The sequence below is a fragment of the Caulobacter sp. FWC2 genome (genome assembly GCF_002742625.1).
GTDB lineage: Bacteria > Pseudomonadota > Alphaproteobacteria > Caulobacterales > Caulobacteraceae > Caulobacter.
Genome location: NZ_PEBF01000001.1, coordinates 954,790 through 977,027 on the forward strand (window position 1 = coordinate 954,790; position 22,238 = coordinate 977,027).

The following is a 22,238-nucleotide window of genomic DNA, read 5'->3' on the forward strand; positions in this document are numbered from 1 at the left end:
CTTTCAGATGGCGGAGAGGGCGGCGGCGTCGATGGTCACGCGCTCGACCATCTCGACGCGCACGCCCAGGCGATGCTGACGCAGCAGGTCGCAGCTCGCGGTAACAAATCCTTTGAGAATCGGGTCCTAGCTTTGCCGCAGCGTCAAATTGGGGGATGCATGATGCCGCGATTTCAGCCACCGGTATCGGCACGCCTTAGACGACGAAGCTGCCCCTAGTGTCCTGGACATCGATGAACGCCTGTGCGATAGCGCTCCCATGAGGCCGACCTGCATCGATCTTTTCGCCGGCTGCGGTGGGCTTTCGCTTGGCCTGGGCGAGGCCGGCTTCTCCACGCTCTTCGGGGTCGAAGCCCACGCCCACGCCTTCTCCACCTACAAACATAACCTGCTGGACGGTGCGAGCGAGCGTCATCGCTGGCCAGACTGGCTCGAACAGCGCGCCTGGTTGGCGCAAGACGTCCTTCAGGAGCACGCGGCCGAGTTGTCATTGCTCCGCGGCAAAGTCGACCTGATCGCGGGCGGGCCTCCCTGCCAAGGCTTCAGCATGAATGGACTGCGAAGGCCCGACGATCCCCGCAGCCAAATGGTCGACGTCTACCTGCAGTATGTCGCCAAAGTCCGCCCGCGCCTTGTGCTACTAGAGAACGTAGTCGGCTTCCGCTCGATGCGGCACAAGACCGGCGGGACCTATTGCGACTACGTCGTCCGCGAATTCAAGAAGCTTGGTTACGATACTTGGTACGACACGCTGCGCGCGGCGGATTGGGGCGTGCCTCAGCGCCGTCCTCGCTTTGTGCTGATCGCGGCGATCGAGGGATCGCTCCCTGGCATCGATCCGATCCAGCGCCTCCGCGTGATGCGCAAGTCGTTCCTCGAAACACATGGCCTTGGCCCCGGCCCCACGACGGCGAAAGCAGCGCTGTCAGACCTCGAGGAGCGTGACGAAAGCGAACTGCTCCCCGACGCGGAATGGGGAAACCAGGGCTTCAAGGCGCTGCGGCGCGCCCGTCAACCAAAGAGCCCTTACCAGAAATTGATGCGCGCGCGCAGTTCGGACCAAATCTCCGACGTGCGGCTTCCCCGGCACAACGCCACTTCCGCCAAACGCATGCAGGACATTCTAGACAGTTGCGAGCGAGGTGTTTGCCTGCGCGCCGAGGACCGCGCCCGGTTCGGGATCAAGAAGCGCGCCACGACCGCGCTGGACCCCGAGGCACCGTCGCCAACGATCAGCACGCTGCCCGATGACTTGGTCCACTATTCGCGGCCAAGGTCGATGACCGTACGCGAGCACGCGCGGCTCCAGTCTTTTCCGGACTGGTTCTCGTTCCAGGGTCCCTACACGACGGGCGGAAAGCGCAGGAAAGACGCTTGCCCTCGCTTCACGCAGGTTGGAAATGCCGTCCCCCCGTTGTTCGCCGAAGCCATCGGCGAGGTCCTCACCGGCCTACTTCTGGTCCAGAAGCCCAACGAGCTCGCCCATTTCGCGGAAGGCGTCAATATGGGTCGCGAAGCTTTGCCGCAGGTCGGGGAAGTCGTTGACGCTCATCTCGTCGCTGCCCTGTAGCGCCCAACCTGTCGGCCCCTGCACCTCGACAACGTGACCGAGGATGTTCCGCTTGTGCAGGACCCCGGTGTTGTACTGAGCGCTGATCTTCCTCAGTTCCCTAAGACGCTCAACCTGGTCGGCCGTCAGGCCAAATATAGTGGGACCGGCCGCCGCTACCTTCGTGAGCCGCCGGAAATGCTTGAAGAGCTTGGCGCTATCGACCGCCCTCGTATCCAGCCGACCAGCAAGGTCTCCCGTCGTTGCAACCTCATAGCCCGCCTTTAGGCCATCCAGGAAATCGAGCACGTCATCGTCCAGGTCGCCCATCTTGGCGTTGCAGGCCGGATCGCGCGCGCACATCGACAGCATCGCGTCGCGCATGAGCGCATCGCATTCGGCCACCACGCGCATCGCCAGTCCACGCATGCCCGACAGGCGATCGAGAGCGCGGGCGGTCTGGTCGATCAGGCCGCCAGTCCTCTCGATGAACCGCTCCCTGGCGCTACAGTATACGCCTTCAACCTGCTTTTCAGCGATCATCCTCCGGAGTTCGTTTTCCTGGTAATTTCCTGAATAAAACAGGATCGTCGTTGACGGGAATAGAATTCGGATTTTTGGCGCCAACTCATCGCCATCCTCGTCCTTCAATTTGTAGTCGAGGAGGATAATATAGTATCGGTGATATAGTTGATGTTCGCGCGCGAGCTTCTCGATGCCGGCACCGTTTTCGATCGCCTCGATCCGCGCGATGAAGCCCGCATCCCGGACCCGTCGCTTGAGGGTTTCCTCCTCTTCCGGACTAAAGGAGTCTTCAATCCAGAGGATTCCGAAGTCGAGGTTCATGCATCGCCCCCCGGGATCACGATCTCGAAGTCCGCGCGCGTCCCGTCGCCGACCAGCTCAATCGTCCCACCCATATCCTGTATGATCTGCCGGACCGTGTAGAGGCCAAGCCCGGTCCCGTTGGTCGATCCCGAATAGCCCCGCTCGAAGATCTTGGCGGTATCCACCTTGCGTTCATCAATCCCAACGCCGTCGTCCGTCACGCTGATGATGACAGGACCCTGCCCTTTGCGACTGGCCTTGAATTCGATGTGTTTGGCTCTCGCCTTCCTCGCGTTGTCCTGAAGGTTGTCGATCAAGACCGCGACATCGACGGGGGAGAACTCCCTATGCAACGAGAGCCCTGCAGCGTCGAACGTGGCCGTGGGCATCCCCGGGACACCAGCCAGACGCACCTCGAAGTATTCGCCGAAGAACTTGAGCAGGTCGCCGCGCACCTTGTCCGTCTGGAGATCGACGCGAATGTTGGGGGCGAAGGATAGGACTGTGCGTAGGCGTTCACCGGAGAGGTTCGCGCCCGCGATGGAGGCTGATGCCCGCCTCGCGGACTGACGGATGCTCGCCAGAAGATCTTCGAAGTCATCAATGTCCAGGCCGTCCTCCGGCGCAGAAGCCGAGGCGAGCACATTCCGCAGCTCGTGGGACACGTTGGCAATTGCGGACCGCACATGGCCCAGATGGATGGTGGCCTGGTGCATCAACAGCTGCACGCGCTCGACGTTCACGTCCCGGCTGCTGCCGAGAAACGCCGCCTGCTGCTCCAGCCTCTCGATGCGGGCATCCGCGCGCTGCCGCTCCTCGATCGCGCGCTGGGCGACTTCGCGGGCCTCTTCGCGAGACGCGCGCAGCTCATCGATCCGGCGTCGGGCGTCCTCGATTTGCCCGAGCAGTGCGGTATCGCCGTTGCTCTCCGCCACCTCGGCGATGGACTTCAGCGTGTTGTCGGTGATTTGGTCAGGATCGTCCGAGACTCTTACGATATCGGGATCATAGTAGACGATCTCGACATCCTTGGAGCGCGCCAACCCGCCGACGATCGAGAGGATACGTTCACGGGCGCTGTCCGTTTCCAGTCCCTCGGCGGTGTCGCGGTCCTGGTCACGTTTGTCCTTCCAGTTGACGCCGACGACATACCGCTCAAGACGGAAGATCATGTGCCGCTTGATCGCGTCATAGAGCGCCCGGCTGCGGGCGTCGTCGACCAGACCGGCATCCCTGCTGGACACCTCGCGGAACATCTTTGGTCGCGCCGTCACGTCGACCCGCCCGATCAGGTCGCGCGTACCAAGATAACGCGATTGTCCCTGCTGCTTCCGGCGGTTCAAGCCAAGCGTGTCGTCAAGTTCTTCGCCGATCGGGAAAATACGGAACCCGTTCAAGAACAAGAAGACACTACCGAATTCTACGGGGCGGACGCCCATTTGGACTGTAAAATTGTGCTTCGCCGCACGATTCAGGAAATATATGTTCCCCTGTACACGGCTGTCTCCAAGATCTTCGTAGGGCGACGGCTCCTTGATTGAATATATTCTTCTGCCTCGGTCAAACAGGGTTGTTTCGACCATGCCGGAATGAATCACGACGTCGATGCGACTTGTCTTGTCCTGAAGAAGGTCGGCGATCTGGTTCCCGACCGGTCCATCGACGCCCTCGACCTGCGTCTCGTCCCCGTCGGCTAACCATGTCGAAACCACGACATTCTTGGTCGTTCCGAAGGGATCGATCAGCTTCGCAAGATCCTTGCGCAGCTTTTTGATCGTTACCTCATCCCAATGGTGGCGCGTGTCCTTGATCAAGAGAACAGTGCCATGCTCGATGGGGACACTGGCGTTGTGGATCTCGGGAAATTCCAGCGCGTCCCCAAGAGTGACGTCGACGGCCTGGAACTCTTCCTTGCTGTCCTTCTCGAACAGGGTCCAGTCTATCTCGAGCTTGGAGATCTTGCTGGAGCCGCGCGTGCGGCTGTAGAGATCAAGGCTGGAGCCAAGGGTGTCGCAGGCAAAGCGTCCAATACCCTTGCTGCCGGCGAATTGGCCCGCAGGCCGGATTCTGTCGCGGTAGTTTTCGGGCCCCGCGAGGGCCTTTTCCGAATAGGCAACGAAGAGCCACTTGTCCCGAATATCGGCTGCCGACATGCCTTGGCCATCATCGACAATCGCGATGCTGCTTTCGTCGGGATCAAATTCGATGTCGACGCGCGTCGCGCCGGCGTCGAACGAATTCTTGACCAATTCGAAGATGGCCACGAACTCGTTGGTCACGAGATCGCGTCCTATGATGTCCTTGAGGTGAGAACTGACTCGAAAGGTCTCAGGTGCAGCCATGCTTACGCTTTAACCTGTTTTATTCTATGGTGAAATAGATCCTGCAAAGTGAGGTGACTTGCCTGGCCTCAGCCTCAAGCTGAACCTCCGGGGCCTCGGCGATCATGGGCGGCACTTCGCCATTGCCGCACGAACATGACAAGCGCGGCTGTGATCGGGCCTCTCGCCTGCAGGATCCCCGTCGTCGCGGCGTGCAGCCTAACCCCCCTCACCCCTTCCTGAAAAACCCATGGATCCGCTCGGCCAACGCCAAGCTGACCCCCTCGACCTTGACCAGGTCCTCCACGCTCGCCCGGCCGACGCCCTTCGCCGAGCCGAACGCGTGGAGCAGGGCCTTCTTGCGGCCCGGGCCGACGCCTTCGATCTCGTCCAGCGGGTTCTTCTTCATGTCCATGCTGCGCCGCGTGCGGTGGGCGCCGATGGCGAAGCGGTGGGCTTCGTCGCGGAGGCGTTGCAGGTAGTAGAGCACCGGCGACTTGGGCTCGAGCATGAACGGGGTCTGGCCGGGGATGAAGAAGCGCTCCAGACCGGCGTCGCGGTCAGGACCCTTGGCCACCCCAACCACGGCGATGTCGTCGACGCCGAGGTCGGCCATGATATCCAGGGCCGCGTCCAGCTGGCCCTTGCCGCCGTCGACCAGGACGAGGTCGGGGCGGTTGTCGCTGTCGCCGTCCTCCTCCTCCTTGACCAGGCGGGCGAAGCGGCGCTTCAGCACCTCCTTCATCATGCCGTAGTCGTCGCCGGGGGTGAGCTCAGTGCTCTTGATGTTGAACTTGCGGTACTGGCCCTTCATGAAGCCTTCCGGGCCCGCCACGATCATGCCGCCGACGGCGTTGGTGCCCTGGATGTGGCTGTTGTCATAGACCTCGATCCGCTCGGGCGGGGCCTCCAGCTTGAAGGCCTCGGCGACGCCGGCCAGCAGCTTGGTCTGGGCGCTGCCCTCGGCCATTTTTCGCCCAAGGGCCTCACGCGCGTTGGTCAGGGCGTGCTGGACCAGGTCGGCCTTCTCGCCGCGCTTTGGGGTGGCGATTTCGACCTTGCGGCCGCTCTTCAGGGCGAAGGCCTCGGCCAGCAGCGCGGCCTCGGCCGGCTGGAGGTTGGACAGGATCAGGCGCGGGATCGGCTTGTCGTCGTAGAACTGGCCCAGGAAGGCGGTGAGGATGCGCTGCTCCTCGGTGGTGGTTTCGTCGGTCTCTTCCACATTGCCGGTGACGCGCGGGAAATAGGCGCGGTTGCCCCAGTTCTGGCCGGCCCGGAAGAAGAACACCTGCACGCAGGCCTGGCCGCCCTCGACGTGCAGGGCCACGACGTCGGCCTCGTCCACGGTCTCGGGGTTGATCTGGGTCTCCTGGGCGACGCTGGAGAGGGCGCGGATGCGGTCGCGCAGGCGGGCGGCGCGCTCGAACTCCAGCTCTTCGGCGGCCTCTTCCATCTGCTTGGCCATGCTGGACATCACCGCGCGGGACTTGCCGCGCAGGAAGGCCTCGGCCTGGTCGACGAGGCCCTGGTAGTCCTCCTTGCCGATCAGGCCGGTGCAGGGGGCGGCGCAGCGCTTGATCTGGTGCAGCATGCAGGGCCGGTCGCGGCTCTCATAGACGCTGTCGCTGCATGAGCGGAGCAGGAAGGCCTTTTGCAAGGTATTCAGCGTGCGGTTCACCGCCCAGGCGCTGGCGAACGGTCCGAAATAGTCGCCCTTGATCGTGTGGGCGCCGCGGTGCTTGCGCAGCTGCGGGGCGTCGTGGTCGCGGCGGATGACGATCTCGGGGAAGCTCTTGTCGTCGCGCAGCAGCACGTTGAAGCGCGGCTTCAGCTGCTTGATCAGGTTGATCTCGAGCAGCAGGGCGTCGGCTTCGGTGCGGGTGGTGATGAACTCCATCGACCGCGTGGCGTCGACCATGTTGGCGATGCGGTTGGTGTGGAAGCGGCCTTGCGCGTACTGGATGACGCGCTTCTTCAGGCTCTTGGCCTTGCCGACGTACAGCACCTCGTCGGCCTCGCCGATCATGCGGTAGACGCCGGGCGCGTCGGGCAGGCGCGTGACCTCGTCCTTGATCAGGGCGGCGCCGGACAGGCGGGGCGAGGCGGGGGTGTCGGTCGTCGTATCGGTCACGGGGGAGATATAGGCGAGTCCGGCGCGTTCAGCGACGTTCGAGGCTGTGTCGGATGCGCGCGATGACGACGGCGTCCCCGCGGACCAGATATTGGACGACGTACTGGTTCGAATGGAACGCGATGTAGCGTTCGCGATAGCGGCCGTCGCGACTGACGGGCGCGCGTCCCGGAAAATCGATCAGCCCTTCGATGGCGTCTACAAGCTCCAGGCCGAGACCGCGAGCATAGGGTGCGCCGCGCTCGATAAGCCAAGCTTCAAGCCTGTTGATATCGTATCCGCCAGCTCGGTGAAAACGATCCGGCGCACGCGTCAGCGAGGCTGGCCGAAGTTTCGCAGACGCGCCCGCACCTGCTCCCAGGGGACGCCGCCGGTGCGCTCGGCCTCGTCGCAGATCCGCTCGATATAGTCGGAATAGGCTTTGGAATTCTGGTCGAGGTCGTCTTCGGGCGGGCGGGGCGGCAAACGGCTGTCCCATCGGGCTTCGCTCTCCGCGAGGCCTGGCGGGTCGACGTCACGCCGCAGGATATCGTGCGCGTACGCTTCCACGCTCAGCCCTGCCGCCTCGGCGCGAATGCGCAGGCGCTCGGCAAGCGCCGCGTCGAGGGTCAGGATCAGATCGTCGGCGGCCATGTTCCGACTATGTTCCGCCCAGCGGGCGGCGTCAATCACGCCGGGAAGGTGGCCGTCACGGTGTAGGTCGCCGGACCATCATGCACCGCCACCACGTCCGTGGCGCCGCAGGCGCGCTGGATGGCGATGTAGCCGGTCAGCTCTTCTTCGGGAACGCCGGTCCGGACTTCCTGCCGGGATCCGCTCGCGGCGGCGGTCGTCGTGTTGGGCATGGTTGGCTCCTCTAGTTGAAGGACGCATCCTTTTGCTTCACGCAGGCGGCGACGATCGCGCGCTGAGTGGCCGCCTCGGGCGTGCCATCGTTGACGATCTTGTTGAGGTCCGAGAGCGTGGCGGTCGCGCCGCCCGGAGGCGGAACGCAGCTCAGCAGGGTCGCTTGGTGCGTTGCGTTGATCGTCTTCCCGTCGGTCAGCCAGTAGTTGAACAGGCTCTTGTGCGTGGCGTCGACGGCGTACTTGACCGTCGTGACGTTGGTGATGCGCTGCTGAGCGGCGTCGCTCTTGACGCCAGCGTCCTTGGAGATCTGGTTCAAGGCCCCGTTCAAGGTGCCGGAGGTGTAGTAGTCCTGCAGGTCGGCCAGGGCCGCCATCAGCGGATAGCTGGCGTCGGGCTGGGCCAGGCCTTCCTCGATCTTGGCGAGCACCGTCTTGCGCGAGGCGTCCATCTGGGTGACCACGGCCGGCAGGGTCTTGCTGTAGAAGACCTCCTTGTCGACCGTCGAGCGCACGCCCAGCACTGCGCTGGCGTAGGTGGTCAGGTGGGTCTTGGTGGTGGCGCTCTTGGCCAGGGTGGCCGCGCCGGTCAGGCCGGCGGCGACCACGTCCGAGCCAATCGCGAAGGCTTTCTGCTGACCGGTCAGCCCGCGGACGAAGTCGTCGTAGTTGACGTCGATCGCATAGAGCCGCGCGCGGACGATCTGATCCCGCCTGGCTAGCCGCTGAGTGGGGTCGGTGAGGGCGACATAGGCGGTGACCGCTGCCGGCTGGGTGTCGGCCCTGACCATGCCGAGCGCCTGTGCGCGGGTCTCCAGGGGTTGCGGATAACCCTCCAGCGACTGGCAACCGACCAGGCCGGCGGCCAGCAGCGGCATGCAGAGAAAGACGGCGCGCATCCTGGTCCCCCCGGATCATGGATTGAGATGCACATCATGCGTGAATTTAATTCAAATGCAATTATAAAGAGTGAGTTGAGCGCCGCGTTTCCGCCCGCGCCTTTGCCCTCTTGCTCCGCCGGCGCTATGACGCCCCTCATGACCACGCGCAGCCTCTTCGTCACCCCGCTCTATGAAGCCAGCCTCGCCAGCGACAAGGACGCCGAGGCGTTCATCGACGAGCTGCACGACGCCTGCATCGCCATCGCCGAGGACGACGAGGCCGGCCAGGCCTGGGCCTATAACAAGGGCTATCTGGGCTACACCTCCTACGCCTCGCTGAACGACCTGCCGCAGCGAGACAGCCTGTTCGAGACGCTGAAGAAGAAGCTGGACAAGCACGCGGTGGCCTTCGCCAAGGACCTTGCCTTCGACCTGGCCGGCGGCAAGCTGGTCATGGACAGCCTGTGGATCAACATCCTGGAGCCGGGCGGCTCGCACAGCGGCCACATCCACCCGCACAGCGTGATCTCCGGCACGGTCTACATCACCATCCCGCCGGGCGCCTCGGCCCTGAAGTTCGAGGACCCGCGTCTGCCGATGATGATGGCCGCCCCGACCCGCGCCGAAGGCGCGCCCGAGACCCTGGCGCCGTTCATCTACGTCAAGCCGTCGGCCGGCGCGGTGCTGATGTGGGAAAGCTGGCTGCGCCACGAAGTGACCACCAACCAGGCCGACGAGCAGCGCATCAGCGTCAGCTTCAACTACGCCTGGCGGTAAGCCGGACTACCAGCCGCTGCAGCCGGGGGCGGACCCGCAGGAAGCGGACATAGAGCGCCTCCAGGACCTTCAGCGCCCAAGGGCGCCGCGCCAGGACCCCGAGCGGCCGCAGCACCGGAACCGCCCGCCACATGGCCGCGAAGGCCGCCGCGCCTGACAGCAGCTGGCCGTCCTCGCGCGCATGGAAACGGGCCAGCAGCTCGGCGCGGTCGATCGGGCAGGCCGTCTCGCCGTCGGCGACGTCGATGAAGGCGATCGCCCCCCGCCGGTCCAGCCGTCGCATCAGCGCGATCTCGCGCAGGCACAGCGGACATCCCCCGTCGTACCAGACGGTCAGGCGCGGGGCGGGAGCAGCGGCGGTCATGGCGCTGATATGGACCTGCGCGAGGGGAGCGGGAAGGGCGTAGGAGCCCAAGGCGGCTTAGTGCCGCGCCGCCGCTTCCAGGGCCTCGACCGCCCGGCGCGCGCGCTCGGGACCGGCGCAGACCTCGACCAGGGCCAGACCGTCCAGCAGGGCCAGGATCGCCGCCGCCGCGCCGGGCGGGTCGGGCGTCGTCGCCGGGTCCAGCCGGGCCTCCAGCCACGCCAGGAAGCCGCCGCCGATCTGGCGGGCGATGTCGACGAACGGCGCTTCCCCCCGCGCCGCCGCCGCCACCGCTTCGATCCACAGCCGCATGAAGGGCCGGTAGGCGTCGTCGATGACCAGCCGCGCGGCGCGGGCGCTGAGCACGGCGGGCGACAGGCGCTCGGTCTCGGGCAGGGCGGACGCCAGACGGCCCGCCATGTCGGCGGCAAGGCGCGCCATGGCCTGGGCCAGCACCTCGGTCTTGTCGGCGAAATAGTACAGCAGCATCCGGTCGCTGACCCCGGCCGCCGCCGCCAGCTGGCGAAGGCTTGCCTGGGAAAGGCCCGTGCGCAGCAGATGATCGGCCAGGGCAGCCGCCACCCGCTCCCGCTGTTCGTCCCGAACGTTCATGCCGCCTTTCCGATTGTAGCAACTGCTACAATGCGCTATGCCTGTAGCGACTGCTACAGGAGATCTCCATGCCTGAGCCCGTGTACGCCATCCTGCCCGCCGGCGCAGCCCTGGGCCTGCTGCTGGCCCTGATCGTCATGGCCGTTCGCCCCCAGCTTGGCCCGCGCGCCTGGGTCGTTCCCGCCGTGCTGTCGGCGGCGTTTCTGATCGTCAGCCTGGACGTGGTCGCCAAGGCCGGGCCGCTGGGCTTCTGGAACGAGCACCTGCGCGGCCCCTGGGGCGCGCAGATCTGGTGCGACCTGCTGCTGGCCGCGGGAACCGCCCTGGCCATGCTGCTGCCCCGCGCCCGCGCCGTGGGCATGCGCGCGCCGCCGTGGATCGTGCTGGTGGCCGCCACCGGCTCGATCGGCCTTCTGGCCATGATGGCCCGCTGCCTGTTCCTGGAAAGCCGGGCGGCGTCGAGCGCCACCCTGGAAGCGGAGACCGCCCGATGACCCTGTTTCGCCTGTTCCTGCTGGCCTGCCTGCTGGTGATCGCCGGCTACACCAGCGTCACCATCGCCCATCATGGCTGGAATCTGCTGCCGGTGTTCTTCGGCGACATGGCCGCCATGAGCTGGCCCGGGCAATTCAACCTGGACTTCTTCTGCTTCCTGCTGCTGTCGGGCCTGTGGACCGCCTGGCGCGGCGGCTTCAGGCCGGCGGCGATCGGCCTGGGCGTCGTCGCCGTGTTCGGCGGGATGCTGTTCCTGTCAGCCTATCTGCTGATCCTGCTGGCGGCGACGCGGGGCGACATCCGGCGGGTCCTGCTGGGCGTGCGCGCCTGAGGCGCTTCAGGCCGAGGCGGATTCCAGGTCGCCCAGCCGTTCGTGTCGCCAGCCCTTCTCCAGGCTCCAGGCGGCGATGGCCAGCCACAGCAGGCCCAGGAACGCGTGGCCGCGCTGCCAGTAGCCGACGTCATAGCCGGTGCGGACGTTCCACACCCCGGTCAGCAGGGCGAAGACCAGCAGCAGGCCGAAGAACCAGCCCAGCGAGAAGTGGGCCAGCCGCCGGTAGCCCGGCTTGCCCCATAGCGCCCAGGCTGTGAACAGCGGCGCGAACTGCATGGCCAGGCCCACCCCGCAGGCGCGGTGCATGGGATCGGGCCAGTGGAACACCCCGGCGAAGAAGGCCCCGAGGCCCGTCAGCGCCACGAACAGGCCGGCGAAGGCCGAGACCCGCCGCCGGCCGCCGGCCTCTTCCAGCGCATGGGCGAAGCCGGCGCCGGCCAGCAGGCCCGCCAGGCCGGCGATCATCATGCCGTAGTTGAAGATCTCGGGCAGGGGCGCCTTGGGCCCGCCCAGCTCGCTGATGAACTGGGCGCCGGCGTCGAAACCCGGGAACAGCCGCTGGGCCAGCCACACGTCGGCCACCATGATGGCCGGCGCGATCACGCCGATCTTCAGGAAGGCGCCGGTGCGGGCGGTCACGGGGCGAGGATATCCGGTCGAAAACGAGAGAGGGCGGCAGAATCCCTTCCGCCGCCCTCCGGGTCAATAACTCTATCCCGATTTTCCCGGCGAATGCCGGGACCCAGATCTCAAGGCGCTTGGGATGATTGGAAGAGCGCGGCGTTCCTGGAGCCAACGCCAGCGCTCTTCCATCTGGGCCCCGGCATTCGCCGGGGAAATCGGATATTGGAGGACCTACTTCGCCACAATCACTTGGCGGAAGACGGATGCCCCGCCGGGGCGAACGTGCCGCCGAAGAAGTCGCCCTTCTTCCAGACCGGGCGGGCCGGGGTGTTGGCCAGTTCACGGGCGATCTCGTAGTTGACCAGGGCGAACTTGGCGGCCGCCTGGTAGTCGATCGGCTGGTTCAGGTCGTCGCCCGGGTGGTGGTAGTTCCCCTTCAGGAAGCCCTTGAAGGCCGCCTCGCCGCCGTTCTGGAAGCCGGTCATCAGGAACACCGACGGGATCCCCTGCTCGACGAAGCGGTAGTGGTCCGAGCGGGTGAACAGGCCTTCTTCCGGCATCGGGTCGCCGGACAGCGCGATGCCCACGCGGCCGGCGGCGTGCTTGACGGCCTCGCCGATGGTCGAGCGGTCGGCGCCGAACGCGATGACGTCGGTGAACGGGTACAGCAGCACCGGCATGTCCAGGTTCACGTCGGCGGCGATGTCGGTCTTCTTCACCGTCGGGTTGTTGGCGAAGTAGTCCGAGCCGACCAGGCCCTTCTCCTCGCCCGTGACGGCCAGCAGGATGATCGAGCGCTTCGGGCGGGCCTTGCTGTTCTCGAAGCCGCGCGCGACCTCCAGCAGGGTGGCGATGCCCGAGGCGTTGTCGAGCGCGCCGTTGTTGATCTTGTCCTCGCCCGGCTTGGCGTTCTCGCGCATGCCGATGTGGTCCAGGTGGGCCGACAGGATGATGGTCTGGGCCTTCAGGGTCGGGTCAGAGCCCTCGATCAGGCCGACGACGTTGCTGCTCTCGCGCTTCTCGATCTCGGTCTTGACGTTGATGCTGGCCTTGGTCGCCAGGGCGAAGCCCTTGATCGCGCCTTCCGGCTTTTCGGACTCGGCCAGCACGTCGGCCAGCGGCGTCGGGGCGCCGGCGAACAGCTTGGCCGCGCCGGCCTGGCTGATCGACAGCAGCGACGGCGCGCCCGGCGCGCGGATGGCGCCGACGTCGTTGGCGTCGCGCCAGATCACCCGCCAGCCGCGCATCATGCCGGCCCCGGCCGCGAACGGACGGCGCTTCTCGGCGCTGGGCCCCGACATGGTGATCACGCCGACGGCGCCGCGCTTGGCGGCTTCCTGGCGCTTGGTGTTGGGGTTGCTGAAGTGGGCGCGTTCCTCGGTCTGCAGCGACGACGGCGCGCCGTTCAGCATGACGACGATCTTGCCCTTCACGTCCAGGCCCGCGTAGTCGTCGCGGCCCGTGGCCGGATTGACCAGGCCATAGCCGACGAAGACCAGCGGCGCGGCGACCGTCAGGTCGGCCGACTGGGCCTGCGGGTTGGGCAGATAGTCCTCGCCGTACTTCAAGGCGGCGGTCTGGCCGTCGGCGCCGGTCAGGCCGAACGAACCCTCACCGGCCCCGCGGAAGGCGATCAGCGGCACGTGCTGCTGGTACGAGACCCCGGTGGCGGTCTTGTCGCCGGCCGGCTTGACGCCCAGCAGGGCGTATTGGGCGGCGACATAGTTGGCGGCGATGTCGTAGCCGCGCGTGCCGGTCTCGCGGCCCTCCATCAGGTCGTCGGCCAGGAAGGTCATGTGGGCCTTGATGGCTTCGGGCGAAGGCGCGAAATCCGAGGCGGGCGCGGCCTTCTTGCCAGCCTTCTGAGCGGCGGCGGCAGGCTTGGCGGGTGTGGCCGCGAAGACCGGTTGCGCCACCATGAGCAGGGCGGCGCTGGCCAGCGCGATACGACGCGTGAACGACATTTCTAGAGAGACTCCCGGGAAGCGGACCGCCCCCCGGCCCGCGAAGGGGCGAACCATGTCGGGACGATGACAGCTTGTCGATACGGCGGAGTCTGAACGTTTCGTAATGTTGGGGCGAGGGGGCGGACCCCCTCGAAAGGTTAACGGCCGCTAGAAAAGATGACCAAGCCGTGAATTTTACCATTTTCGATGGCGAGGGCTTAACCCAACCGGCCGGATAACCAACGTCAAGACCACCAAGCCCTGACGGAGGCATCCCATGCAGGCTATCTCGATCTCCGCGTCCGGAATGATGGCCGCCGCCGACCGCCTCAGCGCCTCGGCCCAGCGGGTGGCCGCTTCGGACGCCCAGGTGGAAAAGACCTCCGAGACCAAGGACGTCGACTATGTCGGCGAACGTGTCGCCCAGATCGGCGCGGCCACCGACTTCAAGGCCAATGCGGCGGTCCTCAAGACCGCCGACGAGATGAACAAGCGTCTTCTCGACCTCAAGGTCTGAGGTCCGCGTCTCCGACCTCAAGAGCGTGAGCCCGCCCGCCCTCGGTGCGTCACCCGAACCGGCCGGCTCCCCCGCCAGACGCCCGACGCGCCCCCTGTAGAGGGCGTCTGGCCGCCGCCTCCCGCTATGCCCCCTAGTCTTGCGGGAGGCGGCCCCCCACGACAGAAAGACGCCCGCGTCACCGAGTGACGCGGGCTTTTCTTTGTTCTTCCTCCCCCTTTATGGGGGAAGGGGGACCGCCGAACGGCGGTGGAGGGGGGCAGCGCCGCGCCAATAGGCCTGACCAGCCCCCTCCGTCTCGCCGCGCTTCGCGGCGATCCACCTCCCCCAGAAGGGGGAGGAGCGAAGTAAGCGCCTAGGCGCTTACTTCGCCTTGTCCATCAGCCCCGCGAAGCGTTCGAACAGGTACAGGCTGTCTGTCGGGCCGGGCGAGGCTTCCGGGTGGTGCTGGACGCTGAACACCGGCTTGTCGGCCAGCTGGATGCCGGCGTTCGTGCCGTCGAACAGCGAGACGTGGGTTTCCTGCACCGGAGCCGGCAGGCTCTCGCTGTCCACGGTGAAGCCGTGGTTCATCGAGACGATCTCGACCTTGCCCGTGGTCAGGTCCTTGACCGGGTGGTTGGCGCCGTGGTGGCCCTGTTCCATCTTCACGGTCTTGGCGCCCAGGGCCAGGGCCAGCATCTGGTGGCCCAGGCAGATGCCGAACACCGGCTTGCCGCTCTGCACCAACTTCTGGATTTCCGGCACCGCATAGGCGCCGGTCGCGGCCGGGTCGCCGGGGCCGTTGCTCAGCAGCACGCCGTCCGGGTTGCGGGCCAGGATGTCCTCGGCCGAGGTGTTGGCCGGGACCACCGTGGCGCGGGCGCCGACATGGGCCAGGGCGCGCAGGATGTTGCGCTTCACGCCGTAGTCGATGACGACCACTTCGTACTTCGGCTTGTCCAGCTTGGCGTAGCCTTCCGGCCACGACCACAGGCCCTCGTCCCAGGTGAAGGTCTGGGTGGTCGAGGCGTCCTTGGCCAAATCGAGGCCTTCGAGGCCGGCCCAGGCCTTGGCCTTGGCGACCAGGGCGGGCAGGTCGAACTTGCCGTCCGGTGAATGGGCGATGACGCCGTGCGGCATGCCGGTCTCGCGGATCTTGCGGGTCAGGGCGCGGGTGTCGATCCCGGCCAGGCCGATGACGCCGCGCGCCTTCATCCAGGCGTCGAAGTCGCTGTTGGCGCGCCAGTTGGCCTGCACAGTCGGGATCTCGCGGAACAGCGCGCCGCGCGCGGCCGTCTCGGCCACGCCGGTGATCTGCTCGACGTCCTCGACGTTCGTGCCGACATTGCCGATGTGCGGGAAGGTGAAGGCGACGATCTGGGCCATGTAGGACGGGTCAGTCAGGATCTCCTGATAGCCCGTCATGGCGGTGTTGAAGCACACCTCGCCGACCGCGTCCCCGACCGCGCCGCAGCCCACGCCTTGCAGGATGGTGCCGTCGGCCAGGGCCAGAACGCCGGTAACGCCGGGGAGAAGGTCTTGGGACATTCTGTGGAGCGCTCCTAACGCGTGCGGTTGGCTGTGTATTTTCGCAAAAAGGCGGGCCAGGGGTAACCCCCAACCCGCCGCGCAAACGGCGGGGTGTCTAGGGGGTCTGGGGGAGGGGGTCAACCCCCGCTGATCACGCGAATCTGGCTTGTTTCCACATTCCCGTGATCGGCGAACGCGCACCCTCGCGCGAGGGGCTCAAAAGCCCTTATGGTACAAGGCTTCCAGACCCAAACACGCGAAGCGTCAAACGAACACGGGAGGACGGCCCCATGCTCGAACTGCGCCCCAACTGCGAGTGCTGCGACGCGGACCTGCCGCCGGCCAGCGCCGCGGCCCGAATCTGCACCTTCGAACACACCTTCTGCGCCGACTGCGCGGACATCCGCTTCGACGGGGTTTGTCCCGACTGTGGCGGCGGCCTGGTGGCGCGGCCAATCCGGCCCGAGCAGCAGCTGCACCGCTACCCGGCCTCGCTGCGCCGGGTGAACAAGGGCCACCGCTACGCGCCGACTTCGCGCCGGCAACCGGAAGGACCGGCCGGCTGGGTTTAGTTTAAGCGCCGCAGCGCCCCCTCCGTCACGTCGCCTATCGGCGCCGCGCCACCTCCCCCGCAAGCGGGTGAGGAGGGGGTCACCTGACAACTTGTCGCAGCGAGCGGTACGTTCAAGATTCAGGATCATTAACCGGTCAGGGTGCAAGCTACAGCGTGCAAGGAGCACCCGCCATGACGCCAGCCGCCGCCCCGTTCAAGCTGCCCAGCCGCTCGGTCTTCAACCTGACCGAGACCGTGCTGCACATGGCGCTTTCGGCGGCGATTCCGATCAGCGCGGTGGTGTTCGTGGTGCTGAGCTTCTAGGGCTTTCCGGCCCCCAGCCCCCAGCCCCCAGCCCCCAGCCCCCAGCCCCCAGCCCCCAGCCCCCAGCCCCCAGCCCTAGTCCTCGCCCACCAAGGCTCGCCGCAGCGCCAGCACGCGCGTGTTCAGCTCGGTGATCTGCGGCACGGTCAGGCCGGACTTCGCTAGCAGGGTCGAGGTCAGGCAGGTGGCGTCGGCGCGCAGGTCCAGGCCCTTCTTCGACAGCCGCACCCGCACCTGGCGCTCGTCGATCGGGTCGCGCTGCCGGTCGACGAAGCCGGCGTGCTCCAAGCGCTTGACCAGGGGCGTGATGGTGCTGGGCTCCAGCGACAGCCGGGTCCCGATCGCGCCGATCGTCTGGCCGTCGTCTTCCCACAGCGCGCTCAGCACCAGGTACTGCGGATAGGTGATGCCCAGGGCGTCCAGCATCGGCTTGTAGGTGCGGTTGATCGCCAGGGTGGTGGCATAGAGCGAAAAGCACAGCTGGTTATCCAGCGGAATGAATTCGGGGCCGAGGGCGGACGAGGACATCGAGCGCGAACTCCTTGGGCGGCGGGCGTCGTCAGCTTTTATCATCAAAAAGCTTATCGCGATAAGTAGGTTGTTCTGAGGGCGGATCAAGCCCCTCGACGGTCCGGCGAGGCGTTGTGACCTCAGCCGATCGGCGGCAGGCCGTCCATGATCGCCGTCAGGGCCAGCACGGTCTGGGCTTCCATGGCGCTGTGGCCGGCATTGGTCTTGACGTAGCTGGCCGGGGTCGCACCCGCCGCCGCCATGGCCGCGATCAGCCGCGAGGCCTGGGTCAGCGGGCAGACCTGGTCGAAGCGGCCGTGGACGATGTGGGTCGGGATGGCGGCGATCCTGTCAACGTTACCGACGATGTAGTCCGGCTCCAGGAACAGGCCATTGGCGAAGAAGTGGGCCTCGATCTGGGCGAAGCACAGGGCGAAGTCGGCCTCGCCGAACTTGCCCGGGTCGCTGGCGTGCGGGACCATGTTCGAGATCGTCCCTTCCCAGACCGACCAGGCCACGGCGGCGCGCAGCTGGCGGGCGCGGTCGGCGTCGGTCTTGGCCTCCATGTCGAAGATCGCCTTGTAGGCGGCCATCATGTCGCCGCGCTGGTCCGCCGGGATCTCCTCGACGAAGGCCTTCCACTCGTCGGGATAGGTCACGTAGCTGCCCGGCTCGGTCAGGGCGTAGGGCGCTTCGGCGAAGGTCGCCGCATTGCCCTGGTACATGTAGAGCAGGTCCTCGCTCGCCCCCAGGAAGATGCCGCGCAGGATCAGCGAGGCGACCTTGTCCGGGTGGCGGATGGCGTAGACCAGGGCCAGGGTGCTGCCCCAGCTGCCGCCGAACACGTGCATCTTGCCGGTGACGCCCAGAGCGTCGCGGAGCCTATTGATGTCGTCGACCAGATAGTCGGTGTCGTTGCGGGTCAGGGCGACCTTGGGGCCGTGGGTCGCGACCGTCGGCTCGCTCTTGCCGCAGCCGCGCTGGTCGAACAGGATCACCCGGTAGCGCTGGGGATCGAAGAACCGCGACATCACCGGCGCGCACGCCCCGCCCGGACCGCCGTGCAGGAACATCACCGGCTCGCCGTCCGGATTGCCGTATTCTTCCCAATAGAGCTTGTGGTCCGGCCCCTGGTCGACCTGCAGCAGCCCCGAACGATTGGCCGGCTTCAGCGGATACTTCCACTCGGTGGTGACAGTGCTGACGGCCTGCAGCTTCGAGAAATCCATGGGGCTCACCTTCGGGTTCGACAGCTCTGGCCTAGCGCGATGGAAAGCGCAGCGCCAGTAAGGCTCTCCTTCTCCCCTTACGGGAGAAGGTGGCCCGAAGGGCCGGATGAGGGGTTGAAAGCCCTGTCGGAAAGGTCCGTGCGACCCCTCACCCGACCCACTGCGTGGGCCACCCTCTCCCGCAAGGGGAGAGGGCGCCAAATCTACCCCGCCCGGCTCGACACAAGATTGGCGCGCGCGCGGGTGTGGATGGCGTCGGCGCCGTAGACCATGGCCGGGGCGCGCAGGAGCTTTTCGATCGCCCGGCGGGTGGTGGCCTCGCGGTCATAGGCGGCGCGCAGTTCGGCGGCGCGCTGGGCCACGCGGGGCGGGCGGCGCTCCTCGGGGGTCTGGAAAAGACCCAGGAAATCGCCGAGGCGCGGCTGCGACAGGAAGAGGGCCAGCGGGGCCGACAGGATCAGGCCCAGATAGACCGGGCTGGACCACCAGAACATCACCGGGTCCAGGGCGAAGACCAGGGCCGCGGCGACGCCGCCGATGCCCATGTGGGCGCGGTGGACGCGCCAGGCCTCGAGATGGCTCAGGCGGCCGGGGTCGCGCTGCTGCGTCGCCCAGCCGGCGTCGCGGCCGATCAGGACCTGCAGCACCGACACGCTCTGCATCAGCATCAGCACCGGCGCGACCAGGGCCGACAGCACGATCTCCATCAGCATCCCGGCGACGAAGCGACAGCCGCCGCCGAACGCCTGGCGCTGGGCGCGGCGGCGCAGGACCAGGGCGCCGGCCATCAGCTTGGGGGCGATCAGCAGGGCCATGGTCAGGCCCCACAGCCAGGCCGCCGCGTCGGCGCGGATCAGCGCCGTGGCCCCGCCTTGCTCCATCCACACCCCGGCCCCGGCGATCAGCAGGAACAGCCAAAGCGGCGAGGTGGCGTAGGACAGCACCCCGCGCAGCAGGTGCAGGCGGCTGATCCAGTGCAGGCCCTTGGCCCCGATGACGCCCAGGTGCTGCAGGTTGCCCTGGCACCAGCGGCGGTCGCGGATGGCCATGTCGAGGATGGTGGGCGGGGTCTCCTCGTAGGATCCGGTAAGGTCGGTCGCCAAGCCGATCTTCCAGCCGCCCCGGCGCATCAGGGCCGCCTCGACGAAGTCGTGGCTCATGATGTGGCCGCCGAACGGGCGCGGCCCCGGCAGGTGCGGCAGGCCCGCCTGCTCGGCGAAGGCCCGCGTGCGGATGATGGCGTTGTGGCCCCAGTAGTTGCCCTCAGCGCCCGACCACCAGTCCTGGCCGGCCGCCAGCATCGCCCCGTAGGCGCGCGAGGCGAACTGCTGCAGCCGCGCGAACGGCGTCTCGCCATTGATGATCGAGGGCGAGGTCTGCAGGAGGCCCAGCTTCGGGTCGCGCTCCATCCGGTGGGTCAGGCGGATAAGGGTGTCGCCGGTCATCAGGCTGTCGGCGTCCAGGATCACGAACTGCTCATAGGCCCCGCCGAAGCGCTCGACCCACGCGGCGATGTTGCCGGCCTTGCGGTCGGTGTTCTGGACGCGGCGGCGATAGAAGATCCGCGCCTTGGGGCCGAGGCGCGCACGCAGCCGCAGCACACCGACCGCCTCCTCGCGGGCGACGCTCTCGACCCGCGTGTCGCTGAGCACGAAGACGTCGTACAGCTCGGCCACCTCGCGCTGGTCCAGGTCTTCGTACATGGCCTGGATGGCGGCCAGGATGCGGCCGGGATCCTCGTTATAGGTCGGGGCCAGCAGGGCGGTGCGGGTCAGGATCACCGGCTGCGGCTGCTCGCGGCCCTCGGTCATGCGCCAGCAGGTCCAGAAGCCGCCGACCGCGCTCATGAAGGCGAAGGCCACCCAGGCGAACAGCAACACGAACAGACCAAACGCGATCCCGTCCACCAGGCTGAAGCCGCCGGGCGAGAACAGCAGCGCGGTGATCACCGCCGTGACGGCGGTCAGCGCGCCCGAGCCCAGCAACAGGATCCAGCGGCGGCCGGCGATGTCCGGACTGGCCACCGGCGTCAGCCGGCCCTCGCTCAGACTCTGCGCGGGCATGGCCAGGGGCTTCTCCGCCGGCACGAACGCGGCGAACGAGGCGGGCGCGGGCCGGGCCGGCGGCGGGGCCAGCTTCAGCGCGGGGAGGGGGCGGGCGCCGGCGCGCCGCTCGGAGGACAACAAAGCCACTAACTCTGGGTTCGGGGAGGCGGGGAGCCGTCGGCAGGCCAAGCTCGCGACGGCGCGGTTGGTTTCACGGCGCGGACGGAAAAATCAGCGCCGTCCAGGTTTCGCTCAACGCGCGACCCTTCTGCCTCAGGACGACGCGCACATCGGCCGGTTCCGCGCCATCGCACACGACGTCGAAGGTCACGCGCCACAGGGCGTCGGTCTCGGCTTCGTGGCGGGCGCCGGGATAGTGCGAGAGCAAGCGGATCTGGCCGTTGCGGGCGGTGACGTCGGCCTCGATGTCGATGGCCGTGCGCAGGGCCAGGAGGTTCTTGCCCCGGAACTCGATCGCGACCTTGCGGCCTTGCGCGGCGGTGTCGCGTCCCGGCTCGCCCGGGCGGCCCGAGCGGGTGGCCACCACCTTGGCGAGGTCGGTGTCGGGCGCGTCGGCTGTCCAGCGCAGGCGGTAGCTCAGGGTGATCTTGCTCCCCGCCTTGACCTGCGCGTCCGGCGTCCAGAAGGCGACGATGTTGTCGTTGGTCTCGCTGTCGGTGGGGATCTCGACCAGGCGGACCGACCCCTTGCCCCAGTCGCCGATCAGCTCGACCCAGACGCTGGGCCGGCGCTCGGCCTTGGCCTGGTCGTCGTGATAGTGCTCGAAGTCGCGGTCGCGCTGGATCAGGCCAAAGCCCTTGGGGTTCTCGTCGCTGAACACGCTGGTGACCACGCGCCGGGGGCTGGACAGTGGCCGCCAGATCCGCTCGCCCGCGCCGGTCCAGATCGCCAGGCCGTCGGAGTCGTGGATCTCGGGCCGCCAGTCGACCGCCGGGTTGGCGCGGTCCTCGCCGTACCAGAACATGCTGGTCAGGGGCGCGAGGCCCATCTGGTCGAAGGCCCGGCGGAAGAACACGCTGGCCTGCACGGTCTGGGTCAGGGCCAGGCCGTCGCGGTCGTTGACGAACCGGTAGGCGCCGACGATCCCCGGGCTCTCCATCAGGGCGTGGATGACCAGCCGGCCTTGCGCGTCGCGCTCCAGCCAGACCTCGCGCCAGTCGGGAAACTCCTCGGGCTGGACGGCGTAGGTGTCGGCGGCGATGGCGCGGGCCGACAGGCCGTACTGGCCGAACGGCGCGGGCGAGCGGAAGTACGAGGCGCCGTGGAACACCAGCCACTCGCCGCGATCGTCGCGGCTGATGGCGCGAAAGCCCGAAAAGCCGGCCGTGGCGGGCAGGGCGCGCAGCGGGCTGTCGGCCGGCGAGGAGAACAGAGCCGGGTCATAGGCCAGCGGCCGGGCGCGGCCGTCCTCGACCAGGTGAATGGCCACGGTCTTGGAGACGCCCCGGCTGAGCGGGAACAGCTCGATCCCCCAGTCGCCGCCCCACAGTGGGATCTTCTCGCGATAGAACCCCACAGCTTGGGCGGCGTCATAGTCCATGGCCGCGACCTCGGCGGGCGGCGGCGGCGGGGCGACATAGGGGCGGTTGGCCAGGGCGCGGGCGCGCGCCTGCACGGTCTCGAAGGAGAAGCGCGCGGGCCGCGCATGAGCTTGTCCGGGCGCCAGGGTGGCGGCGGCGACGCCCCCGGCCAGGAGCGTCAGGGCGGCGCGGCGATCAAGCAAGGACAATCGAAAACCTCGGGCGGATACCGACGGGTGCGCGGATTTGGGCGCGCCGATTAAACGGAACTTGCGGCGGAAATGGTTCAACCGGGCCGAC

General features: G+C 67.2%; 22 protein-coding genes and 2 pseudogenes. 8 read left to right on the forward strand and 16 right to left on the reverse strand.

Going from position 1 to position 22,238, the window contains the following annotated elements; translation table 11 throughout:
• Nucleotides 1–259 precede the first annotated feature (259 nt).
• Nucleotides 260–1,570, forward strand: coding sequence for a DNA cytosine methyltransferase (locus CSW62_RS04555; protein WP_099575993.1), 1,311 nt, complete (start codon nt 260–262; stop codon nt 1,568–1,570).
• Here the strand turns inward: CSW62_RS04555 and CSW62_RS26045 are convergent.
• The 7 genes from CSW62_RS26045 to CSW62_RS04575 all read right to left on the reverse strand — a co-directional run bounded on the left by CSW62_RS26045 (nt 1,451) and on the right by CSW62_RS04575 (nt 8,573).
• Nucleotides 1,451–2,395 (reverse strand): response regulator, encoded by a 945-nt coding sequence (locus tag CSW62_RS26045; RefSeq protein WP_143324329.1) that lies wholly within the window; start codon nt 2,393–2,395, stop codon nt 1,451–1,453. The genes CSW62_RS04555 and CSW62_RS26045 overlap by 120 nt on opposite strands.
• A complete protein-coding gene (locus CSW62_RS04560) occupies nt 2,392–4,656 on the reverse strand; it encodes a sensor histidine kinase (protein ID WP_199170514.1) in 2,265 nt (754 codons plus the stop codon). Before CSW62_RS04560 ends, CSW62_RS26045 begins: the two co-directional genes overlap by 4 nt.
• A 271-nt stretch (nt 4,657–4,927) precedes the next feature.
• A complete protein-coding gene (uvrC, locus tag CSW62_RS04565; protein ID WP_233206780.1) occupies nt 4,928–6,838 on the reverse strand; it encodes an excinuclease ABC subunit UvrC in 1,911 nt (636 codons plus the stop codon).
• Nucleotides 6,839–6,857: 19 nt separating this feature from the next.
• A complete protein-coding gene (locus CSW62_RS27385; protein WP_369827541.1) occupies nt 6,858–7,223 on the reverse strand; it encodes a type II toxin-antitoxin system RelE/ParE family toxin in 366 nt (121 codons plus the stop codon).
• Nucleotides 7,142–7,462, reverse strand: a complete 321-nt coding sequence (locus tag CSW62_RS26780) for a hypothetical protein (protein ID WP_233206612.1) — start codon at nt 7,460–7,462, stop codon at nt 7,142–7,144. The genes CSW62_RS27385 and CSW62_RS26780 overlap by 82 nt, the downstream gene beginning before the upstream one ends.
• A gap of 35 nt (nt 7,463–7,497) precedes the next feature.
• A complete protein-coding gene (locus tag CSW62_RS26310; RefSeq protein ID WP_158235384.1) occupies nt 7,498–7,674 on the reverse strand; it encodes a hypothetical protein in 177 nt (58 codons plus the stop codon).
• An 11-nt stretch (nt 7,675–7,685) separates the two neighbouring features.
• Entirely contained in the window at nt 7,686–8,573 is an 888-nt protein-coding gene (locus CSW62_RS04575) for a hypothetical protein (RefSeq protein ID WP_099575997.1), read from the reverse strand.
• A 138-nt stretch (nt 8,574–8,711) separates the two neighbouring features.
• On the opposite strand from CSW62_RS04575, the gene CSW62_RS04580 reads away from it, so the two are divergent.
• Nucleotides 8,712–9,332 (forward strand): TIGR02466 family protein, encoded by a 621-nt coding sequence (locus CSW62_RS04580; RefSeq protein WP_099575998.1) that lies wholly within the window; start codon nt 8,712–8,714, stop codon nt 9,330–9,332.
• Here CSW62_RS04580 and CSW62_RS04585 read toward each other — a convergent pair.
• The gene (locus CSW62_RS04585) at nt 9,313–9,696 is read right to left on the reverse strand and encodes a thiol-disulfide oxidoreductase DCC family protein (protein WP_099582172.1); all 384 of its coding nucleotides are present in this window, start codon (nt 9,694–9,696) and stop codon (nt 9,313–9,315) included. The genes CSW62_RS04580 and CSW62_RS04585 overlap by 20 nt on opposite strands.
• Nucleotides 9,697–9,753: 57 nt before the next feature.
• Nucleotides 9,754–10,308: a TetR/AcrR family transcriptional regulator gene (locus CSW62_RS04590; protein WP_099575999.1), complete on the reverse strand. Its 555-nt coding sequence runs from the start codon at nt 10,306–10,308 to the stop codon at nt 9,754–9,756.
• Nucleotides 10,309–10,376: 68 nt separating this feature from the next.
• Between CSW62_RS04590 and CSW62_RS04595 the strand changes: the two genes are divergently transcribed.
• Both CSW62_RS04595 and CSW62_RS04600 read left to right on the forward strand, forming a co-directional pair.
• On the forward strand, nt 10,377–10,802 hold the full coding sequence (locus tag CSW62_RS04595) for a hypothetical protein (protein WP_099576000.1): 426 nt from the start codon (nt 10,377–10,379) through the stop codon (nt 10,800–10,802).
• Nucleotides 10,799–11,134: a hypothetical protein gene (locus CSW62_RS04600; protein WP_099576001.1), complete on the forward strand. Its 336-nt coding sequence runs from the start codon at nt 10,799–10,801 to the stop codon at nt 11,132–11,134. The genes CSW62_RS04595 and CSW62_RS04600 overlap by 4 nt, the downstream gene beginning before the upstream one ends.
• Before the next feature lie 6 nt (nt 11,135–11,140).
• Here CSW62_RS04600 and CSW62_RS04605 read toward each other — a convergent pair.
• Nucleotides 11,141–11,843, reverse strand: a pseudogene (locus CSW62_RS04605) (DUF998 domain-containing protein).
• A gap of 163 nt (nt 11,844–12,006) precedes the next feature.
• Nucleotides 12,007–13,725, reverse strand: coding sequence for a M28 family peptidase (locus CSW62_RS04610; protein ID WP_099576002.1), 1,719 nt, complete (start codon nt 13,723–13,725; stop codon nt 12,007–12,009).
• Nucleotides 13,726–13,984: 259 nt separating this feature from the next.
• Here CSW62_RS04610 and CSW62_RS04615 point away from each other — a divergent pair, with 259 nt between their 5' ends.
• Together CSW62_RS04615 and CSW62_RS27390 are read left to right on the forward strand one after the other, a co-directional pair.
• Nucleotides 13,985–14,224, forward strand: coding sequence for a flagellar basal body rod C-terminal domain-containing protein (locus tag CSW62_RS04615; RefSeq protein WP_099576003.1), 240 nt, complete (start codon nt 13,985–13,987; stop codon nt 14,222–14,224).
• Between the two features lie 44 nt (nt 14,225–14,268).
• A pseudogene (locus CSW62_RS27390) lies at nt 14,269–14,384 on the forward strand (hypothetical protein); the annotation flags it as partial.
• A 203-nt stretch (nt 14,385–14,587) separates the two neighbouring features.
• Here the strand turns inward: CSW62_RS27390 and carA are convergent.
• Nucleotides 14,588–15,754 (reverse strand): glutamine-hydrolyzing carbamoyl-phosphate synthase small subunit, encoded by a 1,167-nt coding sequence (carA, locus tag CSW62_RS04620; protein ID WP_099576004.1) that lies wholly within the window; start codon nt 15,752–15,754, stop codon nt 14,588–14,590.
• Nucleotides 15,755–16,026: 272 nt separating this feature from the next.
• Between carA and CSW62_RS04625 the strand changes: the two genes are divergently transcribed.
• Together CSW62_RS04625 and CSW62_RS26790 are read left to right on the forward strand one after the other, a co-directional pair.
• Nucleotides 16,027–16,308 carry a DUF1272 domain-containing protein gene (locus CSW62_RS04625; RefSeq protein WP_099576005.1) on the forward strand — a complete coding sequence of 94 codons (282 nt, stop codon included), beginning with the start codon at nt 16,027–16,029 and terminating at the stop codon, nt 16,306–16,308.
• A gap of 173 nt (nt 16,309–16,481) precedes the next feature.
• Nucleotides 16,482–16,613: a hypothetical protein gene (locus CSW62_RS26790; RefSeq protein ID WP_233206613.1), complete on the forward strand. Its 132-nt coding sequence runs from the start codon at nt 16,482–16,484 to the stop codon at nt 16,611–16,613.
• Between the two features lie 75 nt (nt 16,614–16,688).
• On the opposite strand, the gene CSW62_RS04630 is transcribed toward CSW62_RS26790, so the two are convergent.
• The 4 genes from CSW62_RS04630 to CSW62_RS04645 all read right to left on the reverse strand — a co-directional run bounded on the left by CSW62_RS04630 (nt 16,689) and on the right by CSW62_RS04645 (nt 22,141).
• Nucleotides 16,689–17,141 (reverse strand): MarR family winged helix-turn-helix transcriptional regulator, encoded by a 453-nt coding sequence (locus CSW62_RS04630; RefSeq protein ID WP_099576006.1) that lies wholly within the window; start codon nt 17,139–17,141, stop codon nt 16,689–16,691.
• Nucleotides 17,142–17,263: 122 nt separating this feature from the next.
• Nucleotides 17,264–18,352 (reverse strand): prolyl aminopeptidase, encoded by a 1,089-nt coding sequence (gene pip, locus CSW62_RS04635; protein WP_099576007.1) that lies wholly within the window; start codon nt 18,350–18,352, stop codon nt 17,264–17,266.
• A gap of 203 nt (nt 18,353–18,555) precedes the next feature.
• Nucleotides 18,556–20,544 (reverse strand): glucans biosynthesis glucosyltransferase MdoH, encoded by a 1,989-nt coding sequence (mdoH, locus tag CSW62_RS04640; protein WP_199170515.1) that lies wholly within the window; start codon nt 20,542–20,544, stop codon nt 18,556–18,558.
• Nucleotides 20,545–20,608: 64 nt separating this feature from the next.
• Nucleotides 20,609–22,141 carry a glucan biosynthesis protein gene (locus CSW62_RS04645; protein ID WP_233206614.1) on the reverse strand — a complete coding sequence of 511 codons (1,533 nt, stop codon included), beginning with the start codon at nt 22,139–22,141 and terminating at the stop codon, nt 20,609–20,611.
• Between the last annotated feature and the right edge of the window lie 97 nt (nt 22,142–22,238).